This is a genomic window from Paenibacillus sp. VCA1 (genome assembly GCF_031583795.1).
GTDB classification, from domain to species: Bacteria; Bacillota; Bacilli; order Paenibacillales; family Paenibacillaceae; genus Paenibacillus_AQ; species Paenibacillus_AQ albilobatus.
Genome location: NZ_JAVLSX010000006.1, coordinates 436,257 through 461,737, shown reverse-complemented (window position 1 = coordinate 461,737; position 25,481 = coordinate 436,257). Strand labels below are relative to the sequence as shown.

Sequence of the window (25,481 nt, the reverse complement as noted above, 5' to 3'; positions counted from 1 at the left end):
AGGGTCGTGTGGAAGCTGTTAATCGCCGATGATGAACCGAAAATTCGCAGAGGTTTAAAGAAAGTCCTGCCTTGGGAGGACCTGAACATCCAGGTCGTCGGAGAAGCCGAGGACGGCCGGCAAGCACTCGATTTGATCCATCAGCTGAAACCGGATATTTTGTTTGTCGATATCAATATGCCCTTTTTGAACGGACTGGATTTGTTGGAGAAAATGAAGCAGACGCTGGAGCGCTGCGTAGTGATCGTGATTACCGGCCATGACGAGTTTGCTTACGCCCAGCAAGCTTTAAAGCTGAAGGTTTTCGACTATATTTTAAAGCCGGTCGTAAGGAACCAGCTGGAATCGGTAGCGACCAAGGCGGTGGAAACCTTAGAGAATACAAGGCAATATGAGGAGCGTCACAAATGGGTGGATCATCAGCTGAAATCCAATTCCATCCTGATTCGCGATAAGTTTCTGGTGAAATGGATCGATCATTTGATGGATGAGGATGAGGTGCGCAAGAACCTTGATTTTTTCGGGCTGCAGATCGGACCAAGCATCGGCATCGTGTTGTTGAAGGTGATGAGCCATCTGGATACCGGCGGCACGCACCGCGCTTGGGACCGGGAACTGCTGGAATTCGCCGCAAGAAACGTGGCTGAAGATGTTGTCCGGTATGAGTCCGCAATAGTCTTCAACGATACGAAAGGCCACATCATCGTACTCGTTACGATGGCTGAAGCAGCGGATTGGCCGGCGCTGGGGGAAAAAATTCAACAACGGCTTGAAACGATCCTCGAAAAGGTGGTTTTGCTGGATCAATGTATTGTAGACGATGGAATTGCCGGAGTACCCGCGGCATACCGGAAACTGGCAGACGAGCTGACGACAAAAGGAAGTTTATCTCCGGTCGTTGTGCTGGCAAAAAAGTTCATTGACCGCAATTATCATCAGCCGGACCTGTCCTTGAGCGAAGTGGCGGACGGGGTGCAGGTGAGTCCCGCGTATTTAAGCAAACAGTTGAAGCGGGAGCTGGGGTTGTCCTTTATCGATTATTTGACCAAAGTCCGGATTCAAAAGGCTATTCAGTTCATGAACGATCCTGCGGCAAAAGTATACGAGATCGCCGAAATGGTCGGTTACAGCAGTCAGCATTATTTCAGCAACACCTTTAAAAAAGTGACCGGCACCACTCCGTTGATCTACCGGAAAGGCCAAAGATGATGAGACGTTCTTTGTGGAGCTGCGGCATATTGATGACGGTCGCCTTGCTGTGCATTTTCATTTGGCATTGCATACAGGTTAACGGCAGGGAAGCCGGCAACGACGTTCGATATTTAATCGGCGTTTCCCAACCGAATCTGTCCGAGCCTTGGCGGGTGGTTATGAACGATGAAATCCGCAAGGAGGTGGAGCAGCGGGGCGATGTTCGCGTGATCTTTACGGATGCGGCCCAGAGCAGCAGCCAACAGGCGGAAGATGTGAAGAATCTGCTCGAGTACGGTATCGATCTGCTGATCATTTCGCTTGACGATCCGGTGGCGTTGACGCCGACGATTAGCGATGTATACCGCAAAATTCCCGTCATTGTCATGGGACGGGGCGTAACCGGTTACGATTATACGCTTTATATCGGAACGGATAACGAGATGATCGGTAAAAAAGCGGGCGAATTCGCCCTTGAAACATTAGGTCCGGCCGGCGGGAAAATCATCGAGGTGCAGGGGCTGAAAGGATCGCCAAGCGTTGAAGAGCGCAGCAAAGGCTTTCGCCAAGCTCTAACGGAAAGTCCTAACATTGAAATCACTGCAACATTTAATGCGGATTGGCAGCGCGACATGGCCGAGGACCTGTTGACAGGGTGGTTCGCTGCACATCGCGGGGTCGATATGGTGTTTGCGCATAATGAAGCGATGGCGCTCGGAGCTTATCGCGCCGCACATCATGCAGGCCTGGACCATTTGGATATCATCGGGATCGACGGGGTCAATTCGGAAAACGGCAGCTTCAAGCTAATCTCGGAAAACCGGTTGACGGGTACATTCACAAGCCCTACCGGCGGTAAAGAAGCGGTCCATTATGGCATTGACATTTTGAACAAAGAGAAAGGCATTCCGAAGAAAGTGATTTTACGGAGTCAAAAAATTACCGCCCGGACGGACATGTCGGTAAAAAGATCGGACCCGGCTAAAGATCGAAGCGACCCGGAAAAGCGTGAAACGACGAAACAGGATGAAGGGAAGTCTATCGTGCTTGGCTTTGCCCAGGTCGGTACCGAAAGCAGCTGGAGGCTGGCGAACACGAAATCGGTGATTGCCGCAGCCAAGGAAGCGGGGATCGATCTTCTTTACGATAATGCGGAGCAATCGCAAGAGAGGCAGATTGAGATTATTCGGCGGTTCATTAAACAAAAAGTAGATGTCATCGCTTTTTCGCCGAAGACCGAGACGGGCTGGGAGGAAGTGCTGCAGGAAGCGAAGGAGGCCGGTATTCCGGTCATATTGTCCGACAGGGAAGTGAAGGTAAGCGACGATACGCTTTGGACGGCATATATAGGTTCGGACATGATGGATGAGGGACGAAGAGCGGCGCGTTGGCTGGCCGGCGAACTGACGGGACAGAAGCGATATCGCATCGTTGAGCTGGAGGGCACGGAGAAGTCTGCACCCGCGGTCGGCCGAAAAAAAGGGTTCGAGGAGGTCATCCGTCAGCACGGCAATTTCGAAATTCTGGGGTCGTACAGCGGAGATTACACCTACGAGGACGGCAAGAAGATGATGGAGACCGCATTGCGGCAACACGGCAAGCTGATTGATGTCGTGTACGCTCACAATGACGACATGGCGCTCGGAGCCATACAAGCGATCGAAGAATACGGGCTTCATCCGGGGAAGGACATGGTCATCATTTCAATCGATGCGACACGCCCGGCGTTCCAAGCGATGGTTACGGGCAAATTGAATATGGCCGTCGAATGCAACCCGCTGCTCGGCCCCCAGCTTATGAAAGCAGTCCGGGATCTAATGGACGGCAAGGAACTGCCGATGAAGATCATCACCTCTGAAGGTGTGTTTACTCAGGAAACGGCAAAGCGGGAGCTGCAAAATCGGGAATTTTAAGCCTGATCGGCCAAGTTTGACACTCACCCCAATTGCTAGTTGTCTCTAACAATTGGGGTGTTCTTGGGTGTCTTTTATATTGCTAAATGGTTATATCATGCCTTAGGCATTTCGTTGAAAAATGCGACATCCTCAATCGGCAATCTTGTCGTCGGGTGCCCGGGCTTCGCCGCCTTACCGATGGCGATAAGCATAATAGGAGCATATCTCTCCGGAATATTGAACGCTTCTACAAATTTAGCATGGTCAAAGCCGCCCATCGGAACCGTATCATAGCCTTTGGCGCGGGCGACAAGCATAAGCTGCATGGATACCAATCCACCGTCAATAGATACTTTTTGGCGAACAGTCTCTATAGGCATGCTCGCAAACAACCCTTGATAGCGTTCCACGAACGATTTAGCCGTCTCTTGGGGCATATAACCCGCATCGACCGCCATTCCGTAAATCTTCTCGGCCAATGTATAACCCTTCAAATCTCCGAGTACCGCAATGACGGCCGAAGCCTCGATCACTTGCTGCTGATCGTTGGCGATCGGAAACAGTTTTTGCTTCAGCTCCTGCGAGTCGATGACGAGGAAGCGCCACGGCTGCAGATTGGCGGCTGAAGGAGCGAGCGTCGCTTGCTGCAAGATTTCGTTCATTTCCTCCCGCGAAATCTTGGCTTCGGGATCATAGTAGCGGACGGACCGCCGATCCTGAATAACGTTGAAAAACTGCTGTTGATCCACCGTTTGGGACAATTGTGTAACGGACATGTTTCTCTCCTCCTCATTATTACTGTGCTTAATACAAGCACAGTATATTTCAAAATAATTACTGTGCTTGCAATAAGCACAGTATGTTTTAAAATAAAATGCAGTCGAACTATCAACTGCAACCTATCCGAGTACAGTATATAACGTTCCGACGCACAATGCAATCCGTAATTATTCTTGCATCAAATCGGCTAACGTATGCTGCTTGAGCAGTTCGACAGTCTGCTTCTGAACTTCTGCCATAATCGCTTCGAGCTTTTGCTTGCCCGAGGCGCATTTCTCTTGAACCTCTGGTTCGCAGCAATCCGATTGTACAGCCAAAAAGATGTCCGCCAGCGTAATTTGATCCGGACGGCGTTTCAGATAGTAGCCCCCGTTTCGTCCTTCTCTCGCTTCGACAATACCGGTGTGCATGAGCTGGGCCAATACCCTGCGGAGAAACGTGGCATGCGATTGGACATCGCAGGCAATAGCCGCGCTGGAAAGCGTTCCTTCGCATTTGGCAAGCAAGATCAGGGCATGCACGGCGATGCCGAAACGCGGCGGTCCGATCTGGACGCTCCGGGTAGATATCATAAAAATCCCTCCTGTTTACAGTGTTGCGTCATAAAAAGTGAAAAAAGCAATCTCTTCGACCCTCGCAAAGCAGGGAGATTGCATCTTTTGGATTGCATTGAGCTGTCGCGTACACCCAGTTAATGAGTTTTATTATACCCGTTATGTTGATTCGTTTCAAAACAATCAGGATAGCCGCTCTCGCCGGACCGTGATACAATGAATTGTTGTTATCATCGTTACCGGAAAGGAAGCACCATGAAAAAGAACGCACCGATCCCAACCGCAATTCCTTTAATCATCGGCATTATCGCCGTTTCGTTTTCATCGATCTTCGTCAAATGGTCTTCGGCCCCCGCGTCGATCCAGGGCATGTACCGGCTGCTCATAACGGCCCTGCTGATGCTCCCGTTTATTCGACCGCATTTGACGGAGCTTAAGTCATTAACCCGAAAAAAGATGCTGATGCTGTTTGCTTCGGGATTTTTTCTGGCGCTGCATTTTTTGCTATGGATGGGATCGCTGAAGCTTACGACCGTATCCAGCTCGACGATTATTTTGGCGCTGGAGCCGGTTTTTATCGTCATCGGCGCATTTTTCATATATAAAGAACGTACGTCGCGTGTGGCCATGGCCGGCATGGGCGTGGCGATCATAGGGGCCGTTCTGATCGGCTGGGGGGATATCGGCGTATCCCGGACCAATCTGATCGGCGATTTGCTGTCGGTTTTCGGCACGCTTGCGGTGTCCGTGCATATGCTGATCGGCCAGAAAGTGGTGCAGCAGGTGTCCTCGTACGTGTACAGTTTTACCGTATTCCTGTCGGCAACGGCCGTATTTGCGGTATATAACGCCGTGTGCGGCATTTCCTTTACAGCCTATCCCGGCAAAGACTGGGCGATGTTTGCGCTGTTGGCGGTCGTGCCGACCGTCTTCGGGCATCTGCTGTTCAACTGGCTGCTGCAGTATGTTTCGGCCACGACGATTTCCATGAGCATTTTGGGAGAGCCGGTCGGGTCGAGCCTGCTTGCGTTCATTCTGCTCGGCGAACAAATGACATGGTTCCAGATCGTCGGGGGAATGCTGGCCATTTCCGGCTTGATCGTCTTTTTAAACGCGGACCGTTTCAAATGGAAACCGAAGGGGAAACAGGCGGCCGAACCGTTAAAATCGGCATAGGGTATTGACCGGCCGTGATTGTGATTAACTTAAGCGCCTAAAGCCTGCAAGCGGGCACTTTTACTCGGAACATCGGGGAAGCTCGATGAAAAAAGTGAAGTGCCCGTTTTCGTGTTTAAGGCCGATGCGCCCGCCGTGCAGTTCGGCGATGTTTTTGGCGATGGACAGCCCGAGGCCGGCGCCGGGGGAGGCGCGATATTCGCTGCGCGACGGGTCCGCCTTGTAAAACCGCTCGAACAGCAGTTTTTCCTGTTCTTTTGCGATCGGCTTGCCGAAGTTTTCGACGGCGAAATAAATCTGCCCCAAGTTATCCAAAAGCCGCACCGTGATTTTGCCGGGTTTAAACGAAAACTTCAGCGCGTTCATTAACAGGTTGTCGATGGCGCGGACCATTTTTTCCGTATCGATGGACGCGTACATCGGCCCCGGATCCCGGATCAAACGCACGGAAAGCGCATTTTCCTGCGCGATGGGTTCGAATTCGTTTATGATCTGTTCAAGCAAACCGCCCAAATCGATTTTTTTTAGCGACAGGTTCGCCGTACCGCTCGTTAACCGCGTGTATTCGAACAAGTCGTCGATCAGCTGCTTCAGCTGCTGCGATTTGTTGTACGCATTGTCGACATAGCGTTTATGCTCCTCCAAATCCAAATTCGCGTAATCGTCATGTTTTAAAAGATTCAAATAACCGATGAGGCTGGTCAGCGGGGTGCGCAAATCATGGGAAACGCCCGTGATCAGCTCCATTTTCGATTGTTCGATCCGGCGTTCGAGGTTGATTTTTTCCTGCAGCTGCTCCGCCATGAAATTGATGCTTTTGGCGACCTCCCCCAGCTCATCTTCGCCGGAATCCGGCAGCCGGTAATCGAGATTTCCGCTTGCGATCGTCATGAGGCCGTCGGCCAGCCTCCGCAAATACCGCACGATCGGCCTTGTCAGCATAAAAAAGAAAAACAAAAACGTGACAACCAAAAACGCAAAACTCCCGACCGGCCCGAGCGATATCAAATTGACCGATAAATAGGCAAGGATATACGACAAAGCAATCATCAGTAAAAAGCTGAACAATGCCGCCCAAAACATCCGGACCCGGATATTCTTTTTCCCTGTCAGAAAGGATGCCAGGAAAGAAAAAAACTCTTTACTCAACTTTGTATCCCACTCCCCAGACCGTTTTAATGTACCGGGGTTCCCGCGGATTGTCCTCGATTTTTTCGCGGATATTCCGGATATGGACCATGATGGTGTTGTCGGTTAAAAATTTTTCCTCTTTCCATACGCTTTGATATATTTTTTCCACGTTAAACACATGGCCGCGGTGGGTGGCCATCAGCTCGAGGATCGAAAATTCGATGGGGGTCAGCGATACTTCCTTGCCGCGAACCGTCACGATATGCCGGCTTTTATCGATAATCAGGTCGCCAATCTCAATGACGCTTTCGCCTGTCTGGGATTGGCCGACGCCATCGCCCGCCAGCTTGATTCGGCGCAGCTGCGCCTTCACCCGGGCCATCAGCTCAAGCGGGTTGAACGGCTTTGCGACGTAATCGTCGGCACCCGTCGTAAGCCCCGTAATTTTATCGATATCCTCGCCTTTGGCGGAAAGCATGATGATCGGGATGTTCATCGTTTCGCGGATTTTGAAGCATGCCTTGATCCCGTCCAGGTTGGGCATCATCACGTCCAAGATAATCAAATCCACGACTTCGCGCTTTAGCAGCTCCAAAGCTTCGAGGCCGTCTTCGGCTTCGAAAACGCGAAGGCCTTCGTTTCGCAAAAAGATATGCACGACGTCGCGAATTTCCGGGTCGTCATCGACGACCAGCACAGTATGTGTCAAGACGAACGCTCTCCTTTCGATTTGTGCTGTTTGAACATATAACGAATGGCTAAAACGGCGGCACCCGCGGCAAACGGGATCCAGACCAGTCTCAGACCATAGCGGTAAGCAAGCTCCCCGATCGTCTGCGCATGGTCCCCGACCAGGCGTCCGACCGTGAAAAAAATCGCCGTCCATACGAGCCCCGTCGTAAACGAGAACAAGGCGTATTGCCTGAACTTCATCTGATGAAGCCCGACGACGTAGGGCATGACATGGCGCACGACCGGAAAAAAATAGCTTATGCATAATGCAAACCTGCCGTACTTTCGGACAAGCCTCTCTGATACATCGATATATTTTTTCATGTTTTTCTTCCGGCGCAGCCGGTCGATCACCGCGTTTCCGAAAAAGCGGCCGAGCGCGTAACCTAATGATAACCCGGAGACGACCCCCAAATACGTTAGCGCAAAGGCGGGCAGCACGTGAAGAAAACCGTTTGCCGTCACGGCGCCTCCGGTCATCACAACGACTTCGTCGGGAACCGGCATGCCGACGATGCCGAGCCACAAAGCGAAAAACAGCGCGGCATAACCGAAATGCTGGATAAACGACAGCAGTGTATCAGCATTCATGGGCCGCACGCTCCTTCCCGCTTTCTCTGAACAATCTCCGCCCGATCAAGAAAAAAAGCATTTCCGACAGGAGGATGCCTCCCAAAACGTCCATGATTACGTGCTGCTTAACGAACAGGGTGGAGGCGATGATCGACCAGGAGATCAGCCCTGCCGCCGTCGTCGCCCGTCTGCCCAGTTTGCATTGAAAGGCTGCCTTCAGGACGATATGGCTGGTCAGGACATGGATGCTCGGAAAGCAGTTATACGGCGAGTCCGTCGCATAGACGAAGCCGACAAGCGAGTTCAAAATGCCTCCTTCGCCGATGTCCGGCCGCGGCAGCGTCGTTTGGAACAAATAAAAGATGCAATAACAAACCGCGAGGCCGATGCAGGTCAACGTCAAGGAGCGGTAATACACTTGCCGGTCCTTCTTGAAAAAGACGACGAACATGAAGAAGACGTAAGGGTACCAGATCAGGTACGGAATGATAAACACGGGCATGAAAGGAATCAGCCGGTCCCATTCGGTGACCAACCTTGCGGTATCGGCACCGCCGTGATTCAGCAAACCGTAAAACACGTTCAGGACGGGAATGGCCAGCAGCCAGCAGAGCGGCAAATAGGCGGCGAATTTTCTATTCATACGTATCATATCGCTTGCGGCAAACGTACACAAATGCCGGAGGGATGTTTAAAGGGACATAATGAACATGTTCAATCTCGAACAGACGGGACAGCTGCTTTTTCATCTGCTGCGAATATTGGAAGGCGATAAACAAGCCGCCGGGCTTCAGCGAGGCGACGATTTCGTCCATCAGACGGTCGCGCAGTCCTTGCGGGAAATTGAAAAAAGGCAGCCCGCTCAAAATGCAGTCCAATTGGTCGACGCCCTCGGCCCGCAGCGTTTCCCGAAGGTTGCACGCATCGGCGTAACAGGCGTACCCGGGGTAATCGTTTGTTAAACGGTCGCGCAGAAGCGTATCTTTTTCGAATAATATCACATCGGCACGGTTTGCGTTGTATTCGCCGATATATTTGGTAATTGCGCCTGTGCCTGCGCCGAGCTCGGCGACGTGCCGGACCTCCCGCCAATCGATCGCCTCAAGCATTTTTTTGGCTAGAAAAGCCGAGCTTGGCGTAATGCTGCCGACTTGTTTCGGCGCTTGCGAAAATTTATACAGGAACAGCATTTTTTCCTGGATGGTTTTCATCATACGATTTCTCTCCCTTGCTTTTACATATCCCCATGCTAAAAAAAATTTCTTGGGAACAAGCAAAGGAAAATCTGAATTATTTCTGAAGATCAGCCCGAAAAAAATACGCCGTACCGGAAGACCGGCATCGGCGTACAGATTAAGCGTTTGGTTCGTTTTCTCCCCATTGTTTCTCTTTCCACATGACGGTAATGGCGAGGCCGATGACCATGACGACGGCGGCAAACAGGTAGGGGTAGTGGATGTTTACGTCAAACAAAATGCCTCCGACGGCCGGTCCGGCGATATTGCCGAGGCTTGTATACGTCGAGTTCATGCCTGCGACGAATCCCTGCTCTTTCCCGGCGGCTTTGGACAAAAACGTCGTCAAGGCCGGACGCAGCAGGTCGAAGGCCAGGAAAATGAAGCTCGTGACCACCAAAACCGTCAAAAATCCGGAGATGAAGGTCGAGACCACCGCCAAAACGGCGCCGACGATCAAACACCATTGGATGAGTCTTTTTTCACCGAGAACGTCCACCATTTTTCCAAACATAAATACCTGCACCACGACTCCGAAGATGGAGCTGATCGTAATGATGGCCGCGATGTCTTTCGGCGTGAAGCCGAATTTATGATCGGAAAACAGGCTGAACACCGTTTCGTAAGCCGACAGGCCGAACGCAAGCACAAATACGATGATAAACGCGATAAAGTAGAGCGGGTGCAGCGATTTTTTCAAATCGCCCATAAAGCTGGTTTGCTTGGAGTTCGATGCCATTTCGGCGAGTTCCGCTTTGGTCAGCGGTTCTTTCAAAATAAAGATCGAGAAAACGCACGCTAAAAAGGCGATGGCCGCCGCAAAAAAGAATGGCACGCGAATGCCATACTCGGCGATAAAGCCGCCGATGCCGGGGCCGATAATAAAGCCGGTGCTAATGGCTGCGGAAATGTATCCCATCGCCTTCGGGCGTTCCTCGACGGTCGTAATGTCCGCCACGTACGCGGTCGCGCTTGGCATGATAAAGGCGGCGCTGAACCCGCCCAGAACCCTTGCCAGATAAAGCACCCAGACGTTTGTGCCCAGCCCGAAAATCAATTCGGATACTCCGAATAGGAACAGCCCTATGACGATGATTTTTTTACGGCCGTAGCGGTCGACCCAGCGCCCTGCAAGCGGGGACATCACAAGCTGGGACACGGCGAAGACGGCGACAAGGGCACCCATCGTTTTTCCCGATAAATGCATCATGTCCATAAAGGACGGCATGACGGGGATGATCAGGCCAACCCCCAGAAACGCAATGAAAACATTGCTCAGCAGAATCAGCAGGACCGCTTTTTGCTCTTTGATTGGTTTTTTCATATCTCAACACTCTTTCCGTAAAAATCAAGGATGCGAAATGCCTCTCCAAAATACGCTCCAGCAGGCTTGCAATTTATCTTCCAGCCGCCCTTCGTCATTATCGTAGACCAGGCTGATCAACATGGAATCGACGATTCCGAGGAAGGCAAGCGTGGGCGTTTTGGCCGTTTCTCCGTAAATGGTCTTTGCTTCGATCCAATCCTCGAATTTTTTTTCTAGTTTTTCCTGAATTTCTGTTTCAATGTCGACGACTTCCTTTTCGATGGCTTTCGCAAGATGCGCGGGCGGGAAGAAGGACATGCGCAGCCAAAACTTCAGCTGCTCGTTTTTTTGGAACAAATCGATGACGAGCCGCAAAAATCCGTACAAATCCCGTTCCGGATGGAACGCGTCGATTCGCTCCATATATTCCAGCTTCGACGTCAGCTCCGCTTCTTTTGCATCCCGCAGCACGTGCAGAAAAAGATCGTCCTTTCCTTTAAAGTGGGCGTAAAGGGACTGCTTTTTCATGCCGACTTCTTCGGCGATTTGGGAAAGGGAGGCTCCTTCAAAGCCATGAATCGTAAAATACTTCAAAGCCGCTTCTTTGATTTCATCGACTTTCACATCATAGCACCTCCAGCTAACGAACGTTCGTCAGTTATCTTAACAGATGATGCCAGGAGAAGCAAGGGCATAATTTTTTTAATAGTAATTATTACGAACAACTTGCCAGCGAGAAAAATGTATGTTTTAATGTTAAACGTAATAATTACGAATAAATGAGAGCTGGTTCGTTCGTACAAACATGTGCGTAAGCAGTAGAGATTTTTTTTTGCCTGTTTTTAAATCGTAATTATTACTATTAAATCAAAACAAGGAGGATACATATGATCCTTTGCTCATTACGCGATATCGTGTTTGGATACGAAAATGAACCTGTGATCCGGAATGTATCCGTGGATATTCATGACGGAGAATTCATTGCCGTCACCGGCCCGAACGGGGCGGCCAAAACGACGCTGTTAAAGCTGATGCTCGGGCTGCTGAAACCATGGAGCGGCACGGTACGATTTTCGGCTGAACTTGGCCAAAGCCGGGTGGCGTACGTTCCGCAGCAGGCCGCGTCCTTTAATGCCGGTTTTCCCAGCAAGGTCATCGAATTGGTCCGATCGGGATGTTTCCCGGAGCTGGGATTGTTCCGCCGTTTCCGGAAGGAGCAGCATGAACGAGTCGAAGAGGCGCTGAAAGCGGCAGGCCTGTGGGAGCTGAGAAACCGGAAAATCGGGGAGTTGTCCGGAGGGCAGAAGCAAAAGGCGTGTGTTGCGAGAGCGATCGTTCAGCAGCCGGATTTGCTCGTTTTGGATGAGCCCGTAACCGGAATGGATTCCGCGAGCCGGGTACGATTTTACGAGTGGATGCGACAGCTGGCCAAAGAAGAAGGCAGGACGGTTATTATGGTGACTCATGGCCTGGACGAAGCCCGAGATTACCTGGATCGCGTGATTTATCTGGAAGGGAAGGAAGAAAGCGATGTTTCAATATGAATTTATGCAGCGGGCGTTTTTGGCCGCCGGACTCATTTCGCTCATCGCGCCGGTACTTGGCGTGTATCTCGTGCTCCGAAGGCAGTCCCTCATGTCCGATACGCTTTCGCATGTTTCGATGGCAGGAGTTGCGCTTGGCACCGTTCTTCATTTCAGTCCGATATTATGCGGATTCCTGTTTGCCGTGTTGGGCGGCATCGTCATCGAGCAGCTGCGGCGGACGTACCGCTCTTACAGCGAATTGCCCGTGGCGATCATCATGACCTCGGGTCTTGCGCTGGCGATGGTGCTGATGAGCCTGAAGACGAGCCTGAACCAAAGCATAACCTCATATCTGTTCGGTTCCATCGTGGCGGTAAGCCGGACGCAGCTGATCATCATCGCGGCCGTAACGCTGGCCGGGCTCCTGTTTTTTGTTTTGCTGCGCAGACCGCTTTACAGCCTGACGTTCGAGGAAGATACGGCTGCAGTCAGCGGGGTTCGGGTCAAGCTGCTTTCATTCGCTTTCGCGGTCGTCACGGGCATGATCGTCGCGGCGGCGATGCCGATCGTCGGCGTGCTCCTCGTGTCATCCATGATCGTTTTGCCCTCGGCGTTTGCCCTCCGTTTTGCAGGAGGTTTCACGTCGGCTGCGATTCTTGCGGTCGCCACCGGCATGATCGGCGTGTTCAGCGGCTTGTCCGTTTCGTATTACACGGATACCCCGCCCGGGGGAACCATCGCGCTGATTCTCGTTGCCATCCTGTTGGTCGGCATCACGGTCAAGCGCGTCGTCAAGCTGGGGGCCAAACGGCGTTTCGCCAAAACGGGAACCAGGCGCACAGCAGCAAACCCATCATACGAATCAAACCCATCAAACGTTACGGAAGGAGCTTTAAAATAATGAAGAAACAATGGATTCCGATTGTATCCGCAGTTACGATCGCGGCGTTGGCCTTTCTAATTTCCGGCTGCGGCCAAAAGGAGGAGGTTTCGACGCCGGCCGGAGCGGAACCGGCAACGACGCAAAATCAAAAGCTGAAAATCGAAGCGAGCTTTTATCCGATGTACGAATTCGCCAGCCAGGTTGCCGGCGATTTGGCGGACGTTCATCTGCTGATCCCGGCGGATACGGAGCCTCATGATTGGGAACCTACTCCGAAAGACATCGAAAATATCGAGAAGGCGGATGTGCTTGTCTATAACGGCGCCGGCCTGGAAGGATGGGTCGATCAAATTTTGGGCAGTTCGGACAATAAAAACCTGAGCGTCGTCGAAGCAAGCAAGGGTTTGGATTTGATCGAAGGCAAGGAAGAACACGAGCATGGAGATGATGCGCATTCGGAGCATGCGGACGGCGAAGAACAGGTTACGACGGAAGATCATGCTGCGGAAGCCGATCATTCCCACGAGCATGAGCACGATCATGATCACGATCACGGAGGATTGGATCCGCATGTATGGCTTTCGCCGCAGTTAGCCGTCAAGGAAGTCCGGAATATCGAAGCTGCCTTGATCGCAAAAGCTCCTGAACATAAAGAGCAATTCACGAAAAACGCGGACGCCTACGTCGCCAAGCTGGAACAGCTGGATGCGGATTACAAGAAGGAGCTGCAAAACGCAAAACGGAAAGATTTCATTACCCAGCATGCCGCTTTCGGATATTTGGCCAAGACTTACGGTCTAACGCAGGTGCCGATTGCCGGGCTGTCGCCGGAGCAGGAACCGTCGGCCTCCGCGATGGCGGAAGTCGTGAAATTCGCAAAGGAGCATCAGGTCAAAACGATTTTCTTCGAGACGCTTGTTTCTTCCCAGGTTGCCGATACGATCGCCAAGGAGCTTGGCGCCCAAACGGCCGTTTTGAACCCGCTCGAAGGTTTGACCGCGGACGAGCAAGCGCAGCACAAGGATTATATTTCCGTCATGCGCGCGAATTTGGAGGCGCTGAAAAAAGCGCTGAATGAATAGGGACGAAAGGGGAAACGCCAAATGACTCGAAACATCGTGCCGGTTACCGTATTGAGCGGGTATCTCGGTTCAGGCAAAACGACGGTGCTGAACCATGTCCTGAACAACCGTGAAGGATTGAAAGTAGCCGTCATCGTAAACGACATGAGCGAAATCAACGTGGACGCAGCGCTTGTGCAATCCGGATCCAGCTTGTCCCGCACGGAAGAGAAGCTGGTCGAGATGACCAACGGCTGCATCTGCTGCACCTTGCGCGACGATTTGCTGCAGGAAGTGCAAAAGCTGGCGGAGGAAGGGCGGTTCGATTATATTTTGATCGAATCGACGGGCATTTCCGAACCGATTCCCGTTGCCCAAACTTTCAGCTATGCGGACGAAACCTCCGGCATCAACCTGGCCGAGCATGCCCGCCTGGACTGCTTGGTAACGGTGGTGGACGCGCACCGATTCTGGAAGGATTTTGCGTCAGGCGAGTCCCTGCTTGACCGGGCGGAGGCTTCGGGTGAAAACGACGACCGGGATGTCGTCGACCTGCTGATTGACCAAATCGAAACCTGCGACGTGCTGCTGCTGAACAAATGCGATTTGGTGGGCGAAGAGGAGCTCGGCCGGCTGGAAGGATTGCTCCGCAAGCTGCAGCCTTCGGCCAAACTGATCCGGACCGTAAACGGCCGGGTAAGCCCGTCCGAAATCATGAATACAGGATTGTTCGACTTCGAAAAAGCGAGCATGTCCGCCGGATGGATCCAGGAGCTGGAAAAGGATCATCATACCCCGGAAACGGAGGAATACGGAATCGGCTCGTTCGTTTACCGCAAACGCGTCCCGTTCCATCCGGAACGGCTGGCGGCTATGATGGCGGACTGGCCTGCCGAGGTGGTCCGGGCCAAAGGACTGGTCTGGCTGGCGGTCAAGGACGATGTCGCCGCATCCTTCAGCCAGGCGGGACCGTCGATTCAGTTCGGCCCTGCGGGTTATTGGCTGGCGGCGATGCCTGAAGCCGAGCAGCGCGACATTTTGGCGGCCGAACCCGACCTCAAAAACAAATGGGATCCGACCTGGGGCGACCGGATGAACGAAATCGTTCTGATCGGAATCGATCTGGATCGCGAAGCAATCGAACGGCAGCTGGATGCCTGCCTGCTCACGCCGGAGGAAATGCGCCTCGACTGGTCGCGGTTCCGCAATCCGCTGCCATGGGCGGCCATTTAAGCCAAAAAGCGAACCGGCTCAGCTTTGCCCGACAACCATGGGATGGGTGTTCCAACATCCGGGCAGACTAGGGGAAAACAGCCATGGAGGTTGGAGCATGAAGGCCGTAACGTACCAAGGACGAAAAAAGGTGGAGGTAAAGGAGATCCGCGATCCCGGACTTGAAAAAAAGGACGACATTCTTGTCCGGGTAACGACGACCGCGATATGCGGCTCGGATCTTCACGTGTATCACGGTTTAATTCCCGGCATGTACGACAATTATGTCATCGGCCATGAGCCGATGGGCATCGTGGAAGAAGTGGGCCCGGACGTGACGCGCGTCAAAAAAGGCGACCGGGTCATCATTCCGTTTAACGTCGCATGCGGACAATGCTACTACTGCCAAAACCAGATGGAAAGCCAATGCGACAATGCCAACGACGCAAAGGATACGGGCGGGTATTTCGGTTATTCGGAAACTTACGGCGGTTATGCCGGCGGGCAGGCCGAGCTGATGCGGGTTCCATTCGGGAATTTCATTCCCTTTGTCGTGCCGAAGGACGCCGAGCTGGAGGATGAGCAAATTCTTTTCCTGTCCGACATTTTGCCGACGGCCTTTTGGGGCGTCGATCATGCCGGCGTGAAGCCGGGGGACACGGTCATCGTGCTCGGATGCGGACCGGTCGGGCTGCTTGCCCAAAGATTCGCCTGGCAAAAAGGGGCGAAACGCGTCATCGCCGTCGACCAGGTCGACTATCGGCTGGAACACGCCAAAAAACATAACAACGTCGAAACGTACAATTTCGGAGCGGTCGACGACTTGGACAAGCAGCTGATCGAACTGACTAAAGGCGGCGCCGACGTCGTCATCGACTGCGTAGGACTTGATGCGAAGCGCACGCCGATGGAAAAGGTCGAGACAGCCTTGAAGCTTCAAGGCGGTTCGCTGGGGGCGTTCGACATGGCGGCCAACATCGTCCGCAAGTTCGGCACGATTTCGGTCGTCGGCGTATACGGATTAAAATACAACCTGTTCCCGTTTGGCCATTTGTTCGAACGGAACATTACGGTCAAAATGGGGCAAGCCCCCGTCATACACTATATGCCGGATCTTTTTGAAATGATCAAATCCGGGGAAGTGGACGCCACCGACATCATTACGCACCGGCTTCCCATGTCGGAAGCGGAGCATGCATACCGCATTTTCGATAACAAGGAAGACAACTGCATTAAAGTGGTGCTGAAACCTTAGCGAGGTTGAGAAGTATAAACGGATTCCCGTGAAAATACGGCGGATCCGTTTTTCTTCTTATATATCCATTCCGGGTCCCCGCAAAATAACTGAAACCGGCCCCAAAGTCATTACGGAATACAATATGTATAGGAGTGAAAATCAAAGTTTCCGTTTCCGTTCGAAGACGAGCTGCCCGAACACGGGCAGCCGCGATGAAGCTTTAGCGCTTGGCGAACCATATCGTCCAAGGATCCTTCTCGACAATCGGGCCGGATCCTTTTATTTTTCCATCAATATACGTTATCAGCTCTTCCAACTCTGCATCCGAAAGTTCATGCAAAATCGAACGTCCGGTGCGCCGCCGCAAATCCTCGAACAATGCCTCGGGACGATCATACACCCTACGTGTCTCCCACCATGTCAGCTCATGAACCTCCCGAAATCCGCTAGTACGAAGCGCATCGGTTACTTTTTTTGAATCATGCCTCCGCGCAACCTCCGTTTCAACAAGCCGGGGAAATTTTTCAAATATAAACCCGCGAATATGGGTGACCGATCCGGGGGATACGCTGTCCTCGGGCGTCCGATCCTGCACGATCAGCGTGCCGCCGGTTTTCAAAATTCTTCGGGCTTCGCGAAAACATGCAGGCAAATCGTTCAGGTGATGGATCAGCGCCCGTTCCAGCACGACATCGACATGCTCCGAAGGCAGCGTCGTCTCGGTTGCAGTGCCTTGAATCCACTCCACTTCATGCGTTTCGCCTACATTTTGTTTCGCCCCCCGGAGCATTTCCGCCGAAAAATCGACGCCGATGACATGCTCGGCTCCAAGGGCAAGCAACGCTTTCGTATAGATTCCTCCGCCGCAGCCAATATCCGCCGCCCATTTTCCTTTTAGCGCCACTTGCTTGGAAATCAGCTCCAGCCAAGAGGCATCCGCGACGCGGGTCGTATAAGAAGTTTGGTTTCTTGGATCATGAAAATCCATCGGCATAACAGAAACTCCTCCTTTTAGTTTCATATAATGAAACCATGTTTTATAAAATGGGATGATTCATGTGTATTATAAAACATTCGAGGCAGATTGGCTACATTTTCTAAGAAATTAGCGGACGTTATAAATTCTTTAGAATTGCCCTCTACTATAAATTCCAGGAGGGGAATTAATAATGAGAGTACTGGAAATCGAACATGTAACCAAAAAAACAGGACGGCGGACGCTTATAAGCGACATGTCCTTTGAAATTATGCAGGGGGATGTTTGCGGTTTCGTCGGCCCGAACGGCGCCGGCAAAACAACGCTCATCCGCATGATTACGGGGCTGGTCAAACCGGGCGAAGGCACCATCCGCATCGAAGGTTTCGACGTGCAGCGGGACCGGATGAAGGCGCTTGGCCAGGTGGGAGCCATCGTGGAATCGCCGATCTTTTTCCCATATATGTCCGGCAGGGACAACTTGCTGAATCTCGTGAAACTGCATGCAGGCATCCCGAAAGAAAACCGCGCCGCACGCGTCGACGAGGTTCTGGCCACCGTCGGGCTGGACGGGCGCGGACGCGATAAAGTCAAAACCTATTCCCTGGGCATGAAGCAGCGCCTCGGCATTGCCCAAGCGCTGCTGGGAAACCCGAAGCTCATCATCTTGGACGAACCGGCCAACGGGCTGGACCCGATGGGGATTCGCGAGCTGCGCAACCTGATTCTGAAGCTGAACCAAACGTACGGCATCACCTTTTTCGTATCGAGCCACCTGCTTGACGAACTGCAGCGGATCTGCAACCGCTTCGTCATCATCAAGGAAGGCCGGCTCGTATGGCAGGGCACGCAGGAAGCGTGGCTGCAGATGGCCGGAACGAGCAGCCTGGAAGACCATTTCGTGGAGATGATGACCACATGAGGGCATTATTTCACAGCGAATGGGAACGTTTGTGGAAACGTAAAATCGCCTGGCTGTTCCTGATCGCCATTCCGCTGATCATTGTCCTGACGGCTAAATATTACATCGGCCATAACGCGTCCGTTCCGCTTGGAAGTCCCGAGCACACGACGGCGCAAAACTTTCCGGTCATGGCCATGATCGAGCAGCTGATCGTCGTGTTTAACGTCGTGGCGCTTGTGCTTTTGACCGTTTCCTTTACGGAGGAATACCGTTCGGGCCAGCTGCGGCTCGTCATGCTGAGGGCATACGGCGGCTCGCAAATATTTTGGGCCAAATGGCTGGCTTTTGCGTCCATGATGGCTTTGTTTTTTATCGTTTATTTGGTTTCGGCGGCAATCGCCGGTTACGTTTTTTTCGAATCTTCGCCGCAGCAGACGTTGTTTTATTACGATCATACCGTTTCAAGCAAATACATGATCGGTTATACGCTCAGCTATTACGGGATGGCTTATGCCTCGATCGTTGGAACGGCAGCCGTCTTTATCGCGATCGGCGTCGTCTCCCGTTCGTCGACCGCGGCCATTGGCTTCGGCATGGGATTTTTGCTTTGTTCCCTCGGATATCCGCTCATCTATGACATGTTCAACCGCGTCACGGGGTTCGGCTGGCCAGCCATGCTGAAATACGTCTCGCTGACGGAAATCCAATTTAGCGGGATCGCGATCATGCTATCAGACAGCGCGGCGGTAAGGGGATGGCATGCCGGACTGTGGATGGTGCTTATACTTGCGGGATATATCGCGGTGTTTACGGCAGCCGCCCGTCTCATCTTCACCAAATCGGATCGCTTCATATAAGGAGGAAATGGATCATGATGCAGCTTTTGCAAAGCGACTGGCAGCGGATATGGAAACGGAAAAAAACTTTTGTCAGTTTGTTGATTTTTGTTGCGATCGTGCTGCTCGACTGCCTGTTTTTGGGCGTGCAGTCGTTCGGCGCGTTCGATAACGTATCGTCGGTGCCTTTGACCGCACAAAATTTTTCGCTTTTTTTGCTTAAGGAAGTCTCATTTTTTCTGGTGCTGATTATCGGCCCGATCCTGATGATCGACAGCTTTAACGGCGAATATCACGGAGGGCAGCTGCGTCTGGTGCTGATCCGCCCGATATCGATCCTGCGGCTGTTTGCGGCAAAATGGATCAATCTGGCCGTCATCATGCTGCTGTTTGTGGCCGTAACCTTTGCCGTTGGGGAAGGTTTCGGGCATCTGCTCAAACCAAGCGTCGACTCCGTCGTGTACCTGAATCCGGAACAGGCTTACGGCCCTGCCGGCGCATTCATATACAACCTGGAATCCTACGGATTGTTTCTGCTGATTCTGCTCGCGCAATTAAGCGTGACCGCGGCCCTTTGCACCCTGCTTCCGAGCCCGATCATTTGTTATCTCGGCTGGATCGGAGTGGCTGTCGGCGGCCTGTACGTTTCGGACACGCTCGGATTTTTGCTGATGGGAATGAGCACCGTCTTCCAATGGATGGCCGGCCGGTACGTTCATGCCTTTCTTTTGCCGGTATTCGGTTGTATATTCCTAGGTTTTGCCGTTACAATGTTGTGGTGGAATCGAAGAAACTGGGTGAAATAGCCCGGAAGCAGGGAGATTATTTTACATGCAGGACAAAATACTGATCGTCGACGACGAGGCCCAAATCGTGTCGCTGATGGAGCAGGCCATGACGGCGGAGGGATATCGGGTGCTGACCGCTTCAAACGGAACCGAAGCGATGAATCGGCTCGGCGAGGCGCCGGATCTGATCATTCTTGACGTGATGATGCCGGGCATAAACGGTTTTGAGCTTTGCCAGATGATCCGCGACGAGGTGGATTGCCCGATCCTGTTCGTCAGCGCGAAGCAGACGGAAGCGGACCGGATTCAAGGGTTGTCCATCGGCGGGGACGATTATATTACGAAGCCGTTCAGCCTGCGGGAGCTTAAAGCGAGAGTGGCCGCCCATCTGCGCGGCAGCAGGAGAATGCGGGAAAGCTCCGCGGAACGGTCCCTGCTCCGGTATGGACGGCTGCGCATCGATTTGAAAGGCCGGGAAGTGCATGTCAACGAATCCGTCGTGCCGATGACGGCCAAAGAGTTCGACATCGTCGAGCTGCTGGCGCTGCATCCCGGACAGGTCTTTTCCAAGGAACAAATTTATGACCGGATCTGGGGGCTCGAAGCGAGCGGAGACGCGAGCACCGTGACGGAGCACATCAAAAAGATCCGCGCCAAGCTGGGCGCAAGGGATCCTTTGAACAGCTATATTTCCACGCTTTGGGGGGTCGGCTACAAATGGGAAAGATCGGATTCGTAGAACGTATGCCCATCAAGCGGCAGCTGATTCTCACCTTCATATGGATCATGGTTTTCAGCGTGGCGTGCACGGTCATTACGCTTGTTTTCGGCGTGGGCTGGATCGTTTCGAACAAATGGATACGCCCTGCGAACAGTTATGAAAACAAAATCCCTTCTCTCGTTGCATACGTCAAATCGCAAGGAGACGCGATCCTCGATCCGATAAGCCGGCCGGAGCTGGAAAAACGGATTCCGGGCGACGGAATTCAATACCAGGCGGTCGATCTTTCCGGGAAACCGCTCTATGGAACGATGCAGGAACGCAAGTTTCCAACGAAGCAAGCGATGATCGAGAACCTGAATACGACCAAATCGGCCGGAACGACGAAATCATTTGGCGGAATGTTTATCCGGAGCGTGCCCGTCATGTCGGCGGCAGGGGATTTAAAAGGGGCTATGCTGTTCCGCTATAAGCTGGAAGCGACCACCGCCGCGTCGGGTTCCAACTGGATCAACCTCGCCATCGTCCTTTATTTCGTCGTCTCGCCGTTTTTATACGTCGCTTTGTTCACGTCTCTGTTTGCTGCGAGGTTCGGAAAACGGATTGCCAGACCCGTACATAATCTCATTGAAGCCTCCAAACGCATCCGCGATCAGGACCTTGATTTTACGATTAGTTATAAGGCGGACAATGAGCTGGGCAAGCTGACCGAATCGTTTGAAAACATGCGCAGCGCCCTCAAGGACGCCTTGCTGAGGGAGTGGAAGCTGGAGCAGGAACGCAGGGACATGATGGACGCGATCGCCCACGATTTCCGCACGCCGATGACGGTTATCCAAGGCAACGTAGAGCTGCTCGCGGATACGCCCGATATGCCCCGGAGCCAAGCCGAAGGCCATCTGAAAGTCATCGAAGACAACATCCGCAAGGTGAACCGCTTGATTCAAGACGTACAGATCGCTTCCGAAAAAGATCTGGAATATTTTCCGCTTCGGGGAGCGCATGTCTCTTTACGGCAATTCGTGCAGGACAAGGAGCGTGAGATCGGTTTCATGTGCAGTTCCCGGCGGGTACGGTTCAGCATTGAATACGAGGATCTCGTGCCGAATGCCGAAGAGGCCGTATTTATGGACGTGCAGCGGATCAGTCAAGTGCTGGACAACCTGATCGCCAACAGCTTTCGATATTTGCCGGCAGAAGAAGGCTGGCTTGGCGTTCGGATCGTGAGGATCGCATCCGCGCTGCAATTCGAAATATGCGACAACGGCCCCGGCTTCAACGATAAGGACATCCCTCATGTATTCAAAAAGTTTTACCGGGGGGACAAAGGGCAAACCGGCCTGGGGCTTTATAGCGCCAAAGCCATCGTCGAGAAGCACGGAGGCAGCATTCGCGCATTAAACCGTCAGGAGGGCGGAGCTTGCGTAGCCTTTACGATCCTGACGGACGCCCCGCCGTCAAATGATGAGGAACATTAAACCGAATTTTGGCGTGGGCGGGATCCGGGTATAGGCGATCCCGGACCTTGATTTGAAGGATCCGGGCGATCCCGGCCTGACGAACGGCGAAAAAATGGCTCCAAAAAAGGGAAACATGAAAAGGGGAAAACAACGAATCAAAAACGGAGGGTATCTCAGACGGGCCAAACGCCGCGCAGGATACCCTTTTTCTATGCCTTAACGCCTCAAGTCGGTATTTTTAGCGCCGCTCCGGCTTATGGAACAATCCCAGCGTAGTTTCAAACCATTGGCTAAAGGTGCCTTGGTCCCGTTTAGCCGTATAAGCCATTTGTCTTTCCTGCTCTCTTCGGATCTTTACGGGATTTTTGCGGTCGGCCTGGTCATATTCGAGCAGTTTTTGATACGTGTAATATTCGAGCATGGTTGCTTCCTCCACTTCATTTGATCTGCTTTCATTATGCGCTGTTCAAAAGGGGCAAAAAAGTGTATACTTACCGAAATGATTTTCCCCTTTTATGATGGCATTGCGTTTGGGAGGGAAGGTTCCATGCTGATCAAAGAACAGTATTTAATGCTCCACAGCCGGTTTTCGAACGGAAAAGAAAGCGGTGTCCCGATCGAAGTGACGCTTGAGGATTTGTCCGAAGCGTTGTATTGCACCGTGAGGAACGCAAAGCTGATCTTGCGAAAGCTTGTCGACGAGGGGTGGGTCGACTGGCTCCCGGGCCGGGGCCGTGGCAATTATTCGCGTATCACGTTTCAAGAGGGAAAAGAAGATTTTTTGTTGAATCTGGCGATCGAACTCGCCCAAGATGGCGATTACCGGCACGCTTTCGAAAAAATAGGCTCCTATAGTGGCGGAACGCAAGCCAAGGAGAGATTCCTCGATTGGCTGAACGGTCATTTCGGCTATAAAAAAGAAGAAGGCGCCGAAGGCTCCCCTGCGACGGACACTTTGATTTTTCCCGTCCTGTATCCGCCGCGGACGCTCGATCCCGCGATCGCAAGCTTTGCGTTCGATTCGCATCTGCAAAGACAAATTTTCGACAGGCTTCTGACCTACGATGAGCGGCTCTGCCGAATCGTGCCCGGCGTCGCCCACCACTGGAGCCATAACGAGGCGGCGACCGAATGGACGTTTTATTTGCGCAAAGGCATTCGTTTCCATCACGGCCAGGAGATGACATCCGCCGACGTGTTGTTTTCCCTGAACCGCTTGCGCCGCAACACGGAAAACGAATGGCTGCTTCGCGAAGTCGAGCGGATCGATGCGCTGGGGCCGCGCGTTGTGCGGATTCGGCTCCGCAAACCGAACCGCATCTTCGACCGGTTCATGTGCTCGGTCGGGGTTTCGATCCTGCCTGCCGATTTCGCCGGTCAGGAGGAAGAAAACTTCTGGAACTTGCCGCTCGGCTCCGGTCCGTTTCGCGTCGTCTCCTTTTCCAAACATCGCATCGAGCTCGCCGCGCATTCCCATTATTATCAGGGCCGCCCGTATTTGGACGGCGTCGATATCGTCATCATGCCTGCGGACTGCAACCCGGAATCGGTCGGTTTTACCTCGGTATTGCATATGATGGACCGGTATAGACAGGAAGATCGGGGGGGAGCGGTTCCCGACCTTAGACAAGGCTGCACGATGTTGTGCTGGAACGTGAAGCGGGAAGGCCCGCAGCAGTCGGAAGCCTTCCGCAGGGCCGTAAAGATGATATTGCATCCCGGCGAGATGATCGCGGAGCTGGGAGGCCCCCGCATCCTTCCCGCTTTCGGATTCCGCCCGGGTGAGAGCCGGGGCCGCGTCATCGACCCGATCCGGCCCGAACGCGTTAAGGCAGCTTTGAAGGAATCGTGTTATGAAGGAAGGCCGGTCCGTCTCGCGGTTTATGACAAATACAAGGATGACGCGGCATGGATTCGGAAACGTTTGTCGGAGTGGGGGATCCGGGTCGAAATCGAGAACCACAAAAATTGGAAGGAAGCCGACTGCACCCTATCCAGCATCGTGCTGGCCGAAGATGAGGTATGCGAAATCGAGACGTATGAGAACGGGATCAACGGATTGCGGCTGTACCTGGATGAAGAGCGCATGGACTGGATCAAATCGCGGATCGACGACGCCTTGGAGGCGGAGAGCGGAGAAGCGAGACGAATGACGTTCCGGGAAATCGAGGAATATTTGCGCGACGAAGCCTCGGTTATTTTTCTCCATCACCGGCAGCTTGACGCCTTCCTGCATCCGTTCGTGCGCGGGATGAGCCTCAATCCGCTTGGATGGGTGGATTTCAAGGATATTTGGCTGGAAAAACATGATTAGCAATAAATAAGGGAGCTCCTGTCGATACGGGAGTTCCCTTATTTTTTCGAGATCTAGTCTTAACCACGCTCCTATATTTCAGATGTCTATTTCAATGCTCCCCATTTCGATCCTTGTTAAATGACATTGTGTAAAATACTTCACAAATTAGACGAACGGGTGTATAATTTGATCGTAATCGATTACACAACATAACGAGGCATCATATAGAGAGGAAGATGGACATGGGACGTTTGGCAGGTAAAGTAGCGGTGATTACAGGAGCAGGCAACGGAATGGGCGCAGCCGAAGCGAAATTGTTTGCCCGGGAGGGCGCCAAAGTGGTCGCTACCGACATCAACGAAACGGCATTGAATGAAATTGTAAACGAAATCAAGAGCGGCGGCGGGGAAGTGCTCGGCTTCAAACATAACGTCGCTTCGGAAGAAGAATGGAAACACATTATCGAAGAAACCGTAAAACAATTCGGCAAAGTCGACGTGCTTGTCAACAACGCCGGCGTATCTTCCACGATGACCATCGCCAACCTGGAAATGGACAAGTGGAACAAAGTGATGGATATCAACCTGAACGGCTGCATGCTGGGCATGAAATACGCCATCCCTGAAATGAAAAAGAACGGCTCCGGCTCCGTCATCAACATTTCCTCGATCGGCGGCCTTGTCGGCATGGCCGGCTCCAGCGCATACACGGCGGCGAAAGGCGCTCTGCGTTCGATTTCGAAAGCCGCGGCCGTCGAATATGCGAAAGAGAGCATCCGGGTCAACTCGGTGCATCCGGGGATCATCGTGACGCCGATGACGGCAGGCACGTTCGGGGAAGCGGAGCCATACTACAAAACGTTTACGCAGCTCCCTTACTTCGGCAACCCGGAAGACGTCGCTTACGGCGTGCTTTTCCTGGCATCGGACGAATCCCGTTTCATGACCGGGGCGGAGCTTGTCATCGACGGCGGTTGGACGGCCCTGTAAACGGCAGGCAGCGGCCAAA

26 protein-coding genes are annotated in these 25,481 nt (G+C 52.7%); 15 read left to right on the top strand and 11 right to left on the bottom strand.

Features of this window, described 5'->3' with window-relative positions; genetic code table 11:
- Positions 1-6 precede the first annotated feature (6 nt).
- Both RJP21_RS16605 and RJP21_RS16600 read left to right on the top strand, forming a co-directional pair.
- Positions 7-1,209: a response regulator transcription factor gene (locus RJP21_RS16605; protein ID WP_310860248.1), complete on the top strand. Its 1,203-nt coding sequence runs from the start codon at positions 7-9 to the stop codon at positions 1,207-1,209.
- The gene (locus RJP21_RS16600; protein WP_310860247.1) at positions 1,206-3,104 is read left to right on the top strand and encodes a substrate-binding domain-containing protein; all 1,899 of its coding nucleotides are present in this window, start codon (positions 1,206-1,208) and stop codon (positions 3,102-3,104) included. The genes RJP21_RS16605 and RJP21_RS16600 overlap by 4 nt, the downstream gene beginning before the upstream one ends.
- Positions 3,105-3,199: 95 nt before the next feature.
- Here RJP21_RS16600 and RJP21_RS16595 read toward each other — a convergent pair whose 3' ends face one another.
- Entirely contained in the window at positions 3,200-3,862 is a 663-nt protein-coding gene (locus RJP21_RS16595; RefSeq protein WP_310860246.1) for a nitroreductase family protein, read from the bottom strand.
- 171 nt (positions 3,863-4,033) lie between these two features.
- Positions 4,034-4,438: an RrF2 family transcriptional regulator gene (locus RJP21_RS16590; protein ID WP_160037664.1), complete on the bottom strand. Its 405-nt coding sequence runs from the start codon at positions 4,436-4,438 to the stop codon at positions 4,034-4,036.
- 237 nt (positions 4,439-4,675) lie between these two features.
- Between RJP21_RS16590 and RJP21_RS16585 the strand changes: the two genes are divergently transcribed.
- Positions 4,676-5,596 carry a DMT family transporter gene (locus RJP21_RS16585; RefSeq protein ID WP_310860245.1) on the top strand — a complete coding sequence of 307 codons (921 nt, stop codon included), beginning with the start codon at positions 4,676-4,678 and terminating at the stop codon, positions 5,594-5,596.
- 60 nt (positions 5,597-5,656) lie between these two features.
- On the opposite strand, the gene RJP21_RS16580 is transcribed toward RJP21_RS16585, so the two are convergent.
- From RJP21_RS16580 to RJP21_RS16550, 7 genes are all read right to left on the bottom strand, one after another.
- Positions 5,657-6,745: a sensor histidine kinase gene (locus RJP21_RS16580; RefSeq protein WP_310860244.1), complete on the bottom strand. Its 1,089-nt coding sequence runs from the start codon at positions 6,743-6,745 to the stop codon at positions 5,657-5,659.
- Positions 6,738-7,436, bottom strand: coding sequence for a response regulator transcription factor (locus RJP21_RS16575; protein WP_310860243.1), 699 nt, complete (start codon positions 7,434-7,436; stop codon positions 6,738-6,740). The genes RJP21_RS16580 and RJP21_RS16575 overlap by 8 nt, the downstream gene beginning before the upstream one ends.
- Positions 7,433-8,050 carry a DedA family protein gene (locus RJP21_RS16570; protein WP_310860242.1) on the bottom strand — a complete coding sequence of 206 codons (618 nt, stop codon included), beginning with the start codon at positions 8,048-8,050 and terminating at the stop codon, positions 7,433-7,435. The genes RJP21_RS16575 and RJP21_RS16570 overlap by 4 nt, the downstream gene beginning before the upstream one ends.
- On the bottom strand, positions 8,040-8,675 hold the full coding sequence (locus tag RJP21_RS16565) for a phosphatase PAP2 family protein (RefSeq protein ID WP_310860241.1): 636 nt from the start codon (positions 8,673-8,675) through the stop codon (positions 8,040-8,042). The genes RJP21_RS16570 and RJP21_RS16565 overlap by 11 nt, the downstream gene beginning before the upstream one ends.
- On the bottom strand, positions 8,668-9,243 hold the full coding sequence (locus tag RJP21_RS16560; protein WP_310860283.1) for a class I SAM-dependent methyltransferase: 576 nt from the start codon (positions 9,241-9,243) through the stop codon (positions 8,668-8,670). Before RJP21_RS16560 ends, RJP21_RS16565 begins: the two co-directional genes overlap by 8 nt.
- Before the next feature lie 142 nt (positions 9,244-9,385).
- A complete protein-coding gene (locus RJP21_RS16555) occupies positions 9,386-10,591 on the bottom strand; it encodes an MFS transporter (RefSeq protein WP_310860240.1) in 1,206 nt (401 codons plus the stop codon).
- A 24-nt stretch (positions 10,592-10,615) separates the two neighbouring features.
- Positions 10,616-11,197, bottom strand: coding sequence for a TetR/AcrR family transcriptional regulator (locus RJP21_RS16550; protein ID WP_310860239.1), 582 nt, complete (start codon positions 11,195-11,197; stop codon positions 10,616-10,618).
- A gap of 263 nt (positions 11,198-11,460) precedes the next feature.
- Between RJP21_RS16550 and RJP21_RS16545 the strand changes: the two genes are divergently transcribed.
- The 5 genes from RJP21_RS16545 (at position 11,461) to RJP21_RS16525 (ending at position 16,510) form a co-directional block, all read left to right on the top strand.
- Positions 11,461-12,117 carry a metal ABC transporter ATP-binding protein gene (locus RJP21_RS16545; RefSeq protein ID WP_310860238.1) on the top strand — a complete coding sequence of 219 codons (657 nt, stop codon included), beginning with the start codon at positions 11,461-11,463 and terminating at the stop codon, positions 12,115-12,117.
- On the top strand, positions 12,104-13,000 hold the full coding sequence (locus RJP21_RS16540) for a metal ABC transporter permease (RefSeq protein WP_310860237.1): 897 nt from the start codon (positions 12,104-12,106) through the stop codon (positions 12,998-13,000). Before RJP21_RS16545 ends, RJP21_RS16540 begins: the two co-directional genes overlap by 14 nt.
- Positions 13,000-14,064: a metal ABC transporter substrate-binding protein gene (locus RJP21_RS16535; RefSeq protein WP_310860236.1), complete on the top strand. Its 1,065-nt coding sequence runs from the start codon at positions 13,000-13,002 to the stop codon at positions 14,062-14,064. The genes RJP21_RS16540 and RJP21_RS16535 overlap by 1 nt, the downstream gene beginning before the upstream one ends.
- A 21-nt stretch (positions 14,065-14,085) precedes the next feature.
- Entirely contained in the window at positions 14,086-15,276 is a 1,191-nt protein-coding gene (locus RJP21_RS16530; protein ID WP_310860235.1) for a GTP-binding protein, read from the top strand.
- A gap of 97 nt (positions 15,277-15,373) precedes the next feature.
- The gene (locus tag RJP21_RS16525; protein ID WP_310860234.1) at positions 15,374-16,510 is read left to right on the top strand and encodes a zinc-dependent alcohol dehydrogenase; all 1,137 of its coding nucleotides are present in this window, start codon (positions 15,374-15,376) and stop codon (positions 16,508-16,510) included.
- Positions 16,511-16,712: 202 nt separating this feature from the next.
- Here RJP21_RS16525 and RJP21_RS16520 read toward each other — a convergent pair whose 3' ends face one another.
- Positions 16,713-17,486: a methyltransferase domain-containing protein gene (locus RJP21_RS16520; protein ID WP_310860233.1), complete on the bottom strand. Its 774-nt coding sequence runs from the start codon at positions 17,484-17,486 to the stop codon at positions 16,713-16,715.
- Positions 17,487-17,661: 175 nt separating this feature from the next.
- Between RJP21_RS16520 and RJP21_RS16515 the strand changes: the two genes are divergently transcribed.
- Genes RJP21_RS16515 through RJP21_RS16495 form a run of 5 tightly spaced genes read left to right on the top strand, consistent with a single transcriptional unit; the run spans position 17,662 to position 22,195 of the window.
- The gene (locus tag RJP21_RS16515) at positions 17,662-18,390 is read left to right on the top strand and encodes an ABC transporter ATP-binding protein (RefSeq protein ID WP_310860232.1); all 729 of its coding nucleotides are present in this window, start codon (positions 17,662-17,664) and stop codon (positions 18,388-18,390) included.
- The gene (locus tag RJP21_RS16510; RefSeq protein WP_310860231.1) at positions 18,387-19,229 is read left to right on the top strand and encodes a hypothetical protein; all 843 of its coding nucleotides are present in this window, start codon (positions 18,387-18,389) and stop codon (positions 19,227-19,229) included. The genes RJP21_RS16515 and RJP21_RS16510 overlap by 4 nt, the downstream gene beginning before the upstream one ends.
- 14 nt (positions 19,230-19,243) lie before the next feature.
- Positions 19,244-20,014, top strand: coding sequence for an ABC transporter permease (locus RJP21_RS16505; RefSeq protein ID WP_310860230.1), 771 nt, complete (start codon positions 19,244-19,246; stop codon positions 20,012-20,014).
- A gap of 25 nt (positions 20,015-20,039) precedes the next feature.
- Positions 20,040-20,735, top strand: coding sequence for a response regulator transcription factor (locus RJP21_RS16500; protein ID WP_310860229.1), 696 nt, complete (start codon positions 20,040-20,042; stop codon positions 20,733-20,735).
- Positions 20,714-22,195 (top strand): HAMP domain-containing sensor histidine kinase, encoded by a 1,482-nt coding sequence (locus tag RJP21_RS16495; protein ID WP_310860228.1) that lies wholly within the window; start codon positions 20,714-20,716, stop codon positions 22,193-22,195. The genes RJP21_RS16500 and RJP21_RS16495 overlap by 22 nt, the downstream gene beginning before the upstream one ends.
- A gap of 220 nt (positions 22,196-22,415) precedes the next feature.
- Here RJP21_RS16495 and RJP21_RS16490 read toward each other — a convergent pair whose 3' ends face one another.
- Complete coding sequence (locus RJP21_RS16490) at positions 22,416-22,598, bottom strand: hypothetical protein (RefSeq protein ID WP_310860227.1); 183 nt, start codon at positions 22,596-22,598, stop codon at positions 22,416-22,418.
- A 126-nt stretch (positions 22,599-22,724) separates the two neighbouring features.
- On the opposite strand from RJP21_RS16490, the gene RJP21_RS16485 reads away from it, so the two are divergent.
- On the top strand, positions 22,725-24,491 hold the full coding sequence (locus RJP21_RS16485) for an ABC transporter substrate-binding protein (protein WP_310860226.1): 1,767 nt from the start codon (positions 22,725-22,727) through the stop codon (positions 24,489-24,491).
- A gap of 224 nt (positions 24,492-24,715) precedes the next feature.
- On the top strand, positions 24,716-25,462 hold the full coding sequence (locus RJP21_RS16480; protein WP_160037708.1) for an SDR family NAD(P)-dependent oxidoreductase: 747 nt from the start codon (positions 24,716-24,718) through the stop codon (positions 25,460-25,462).
- Positions 25,463-25,481 lie beyond the last annotated feature (19 nt).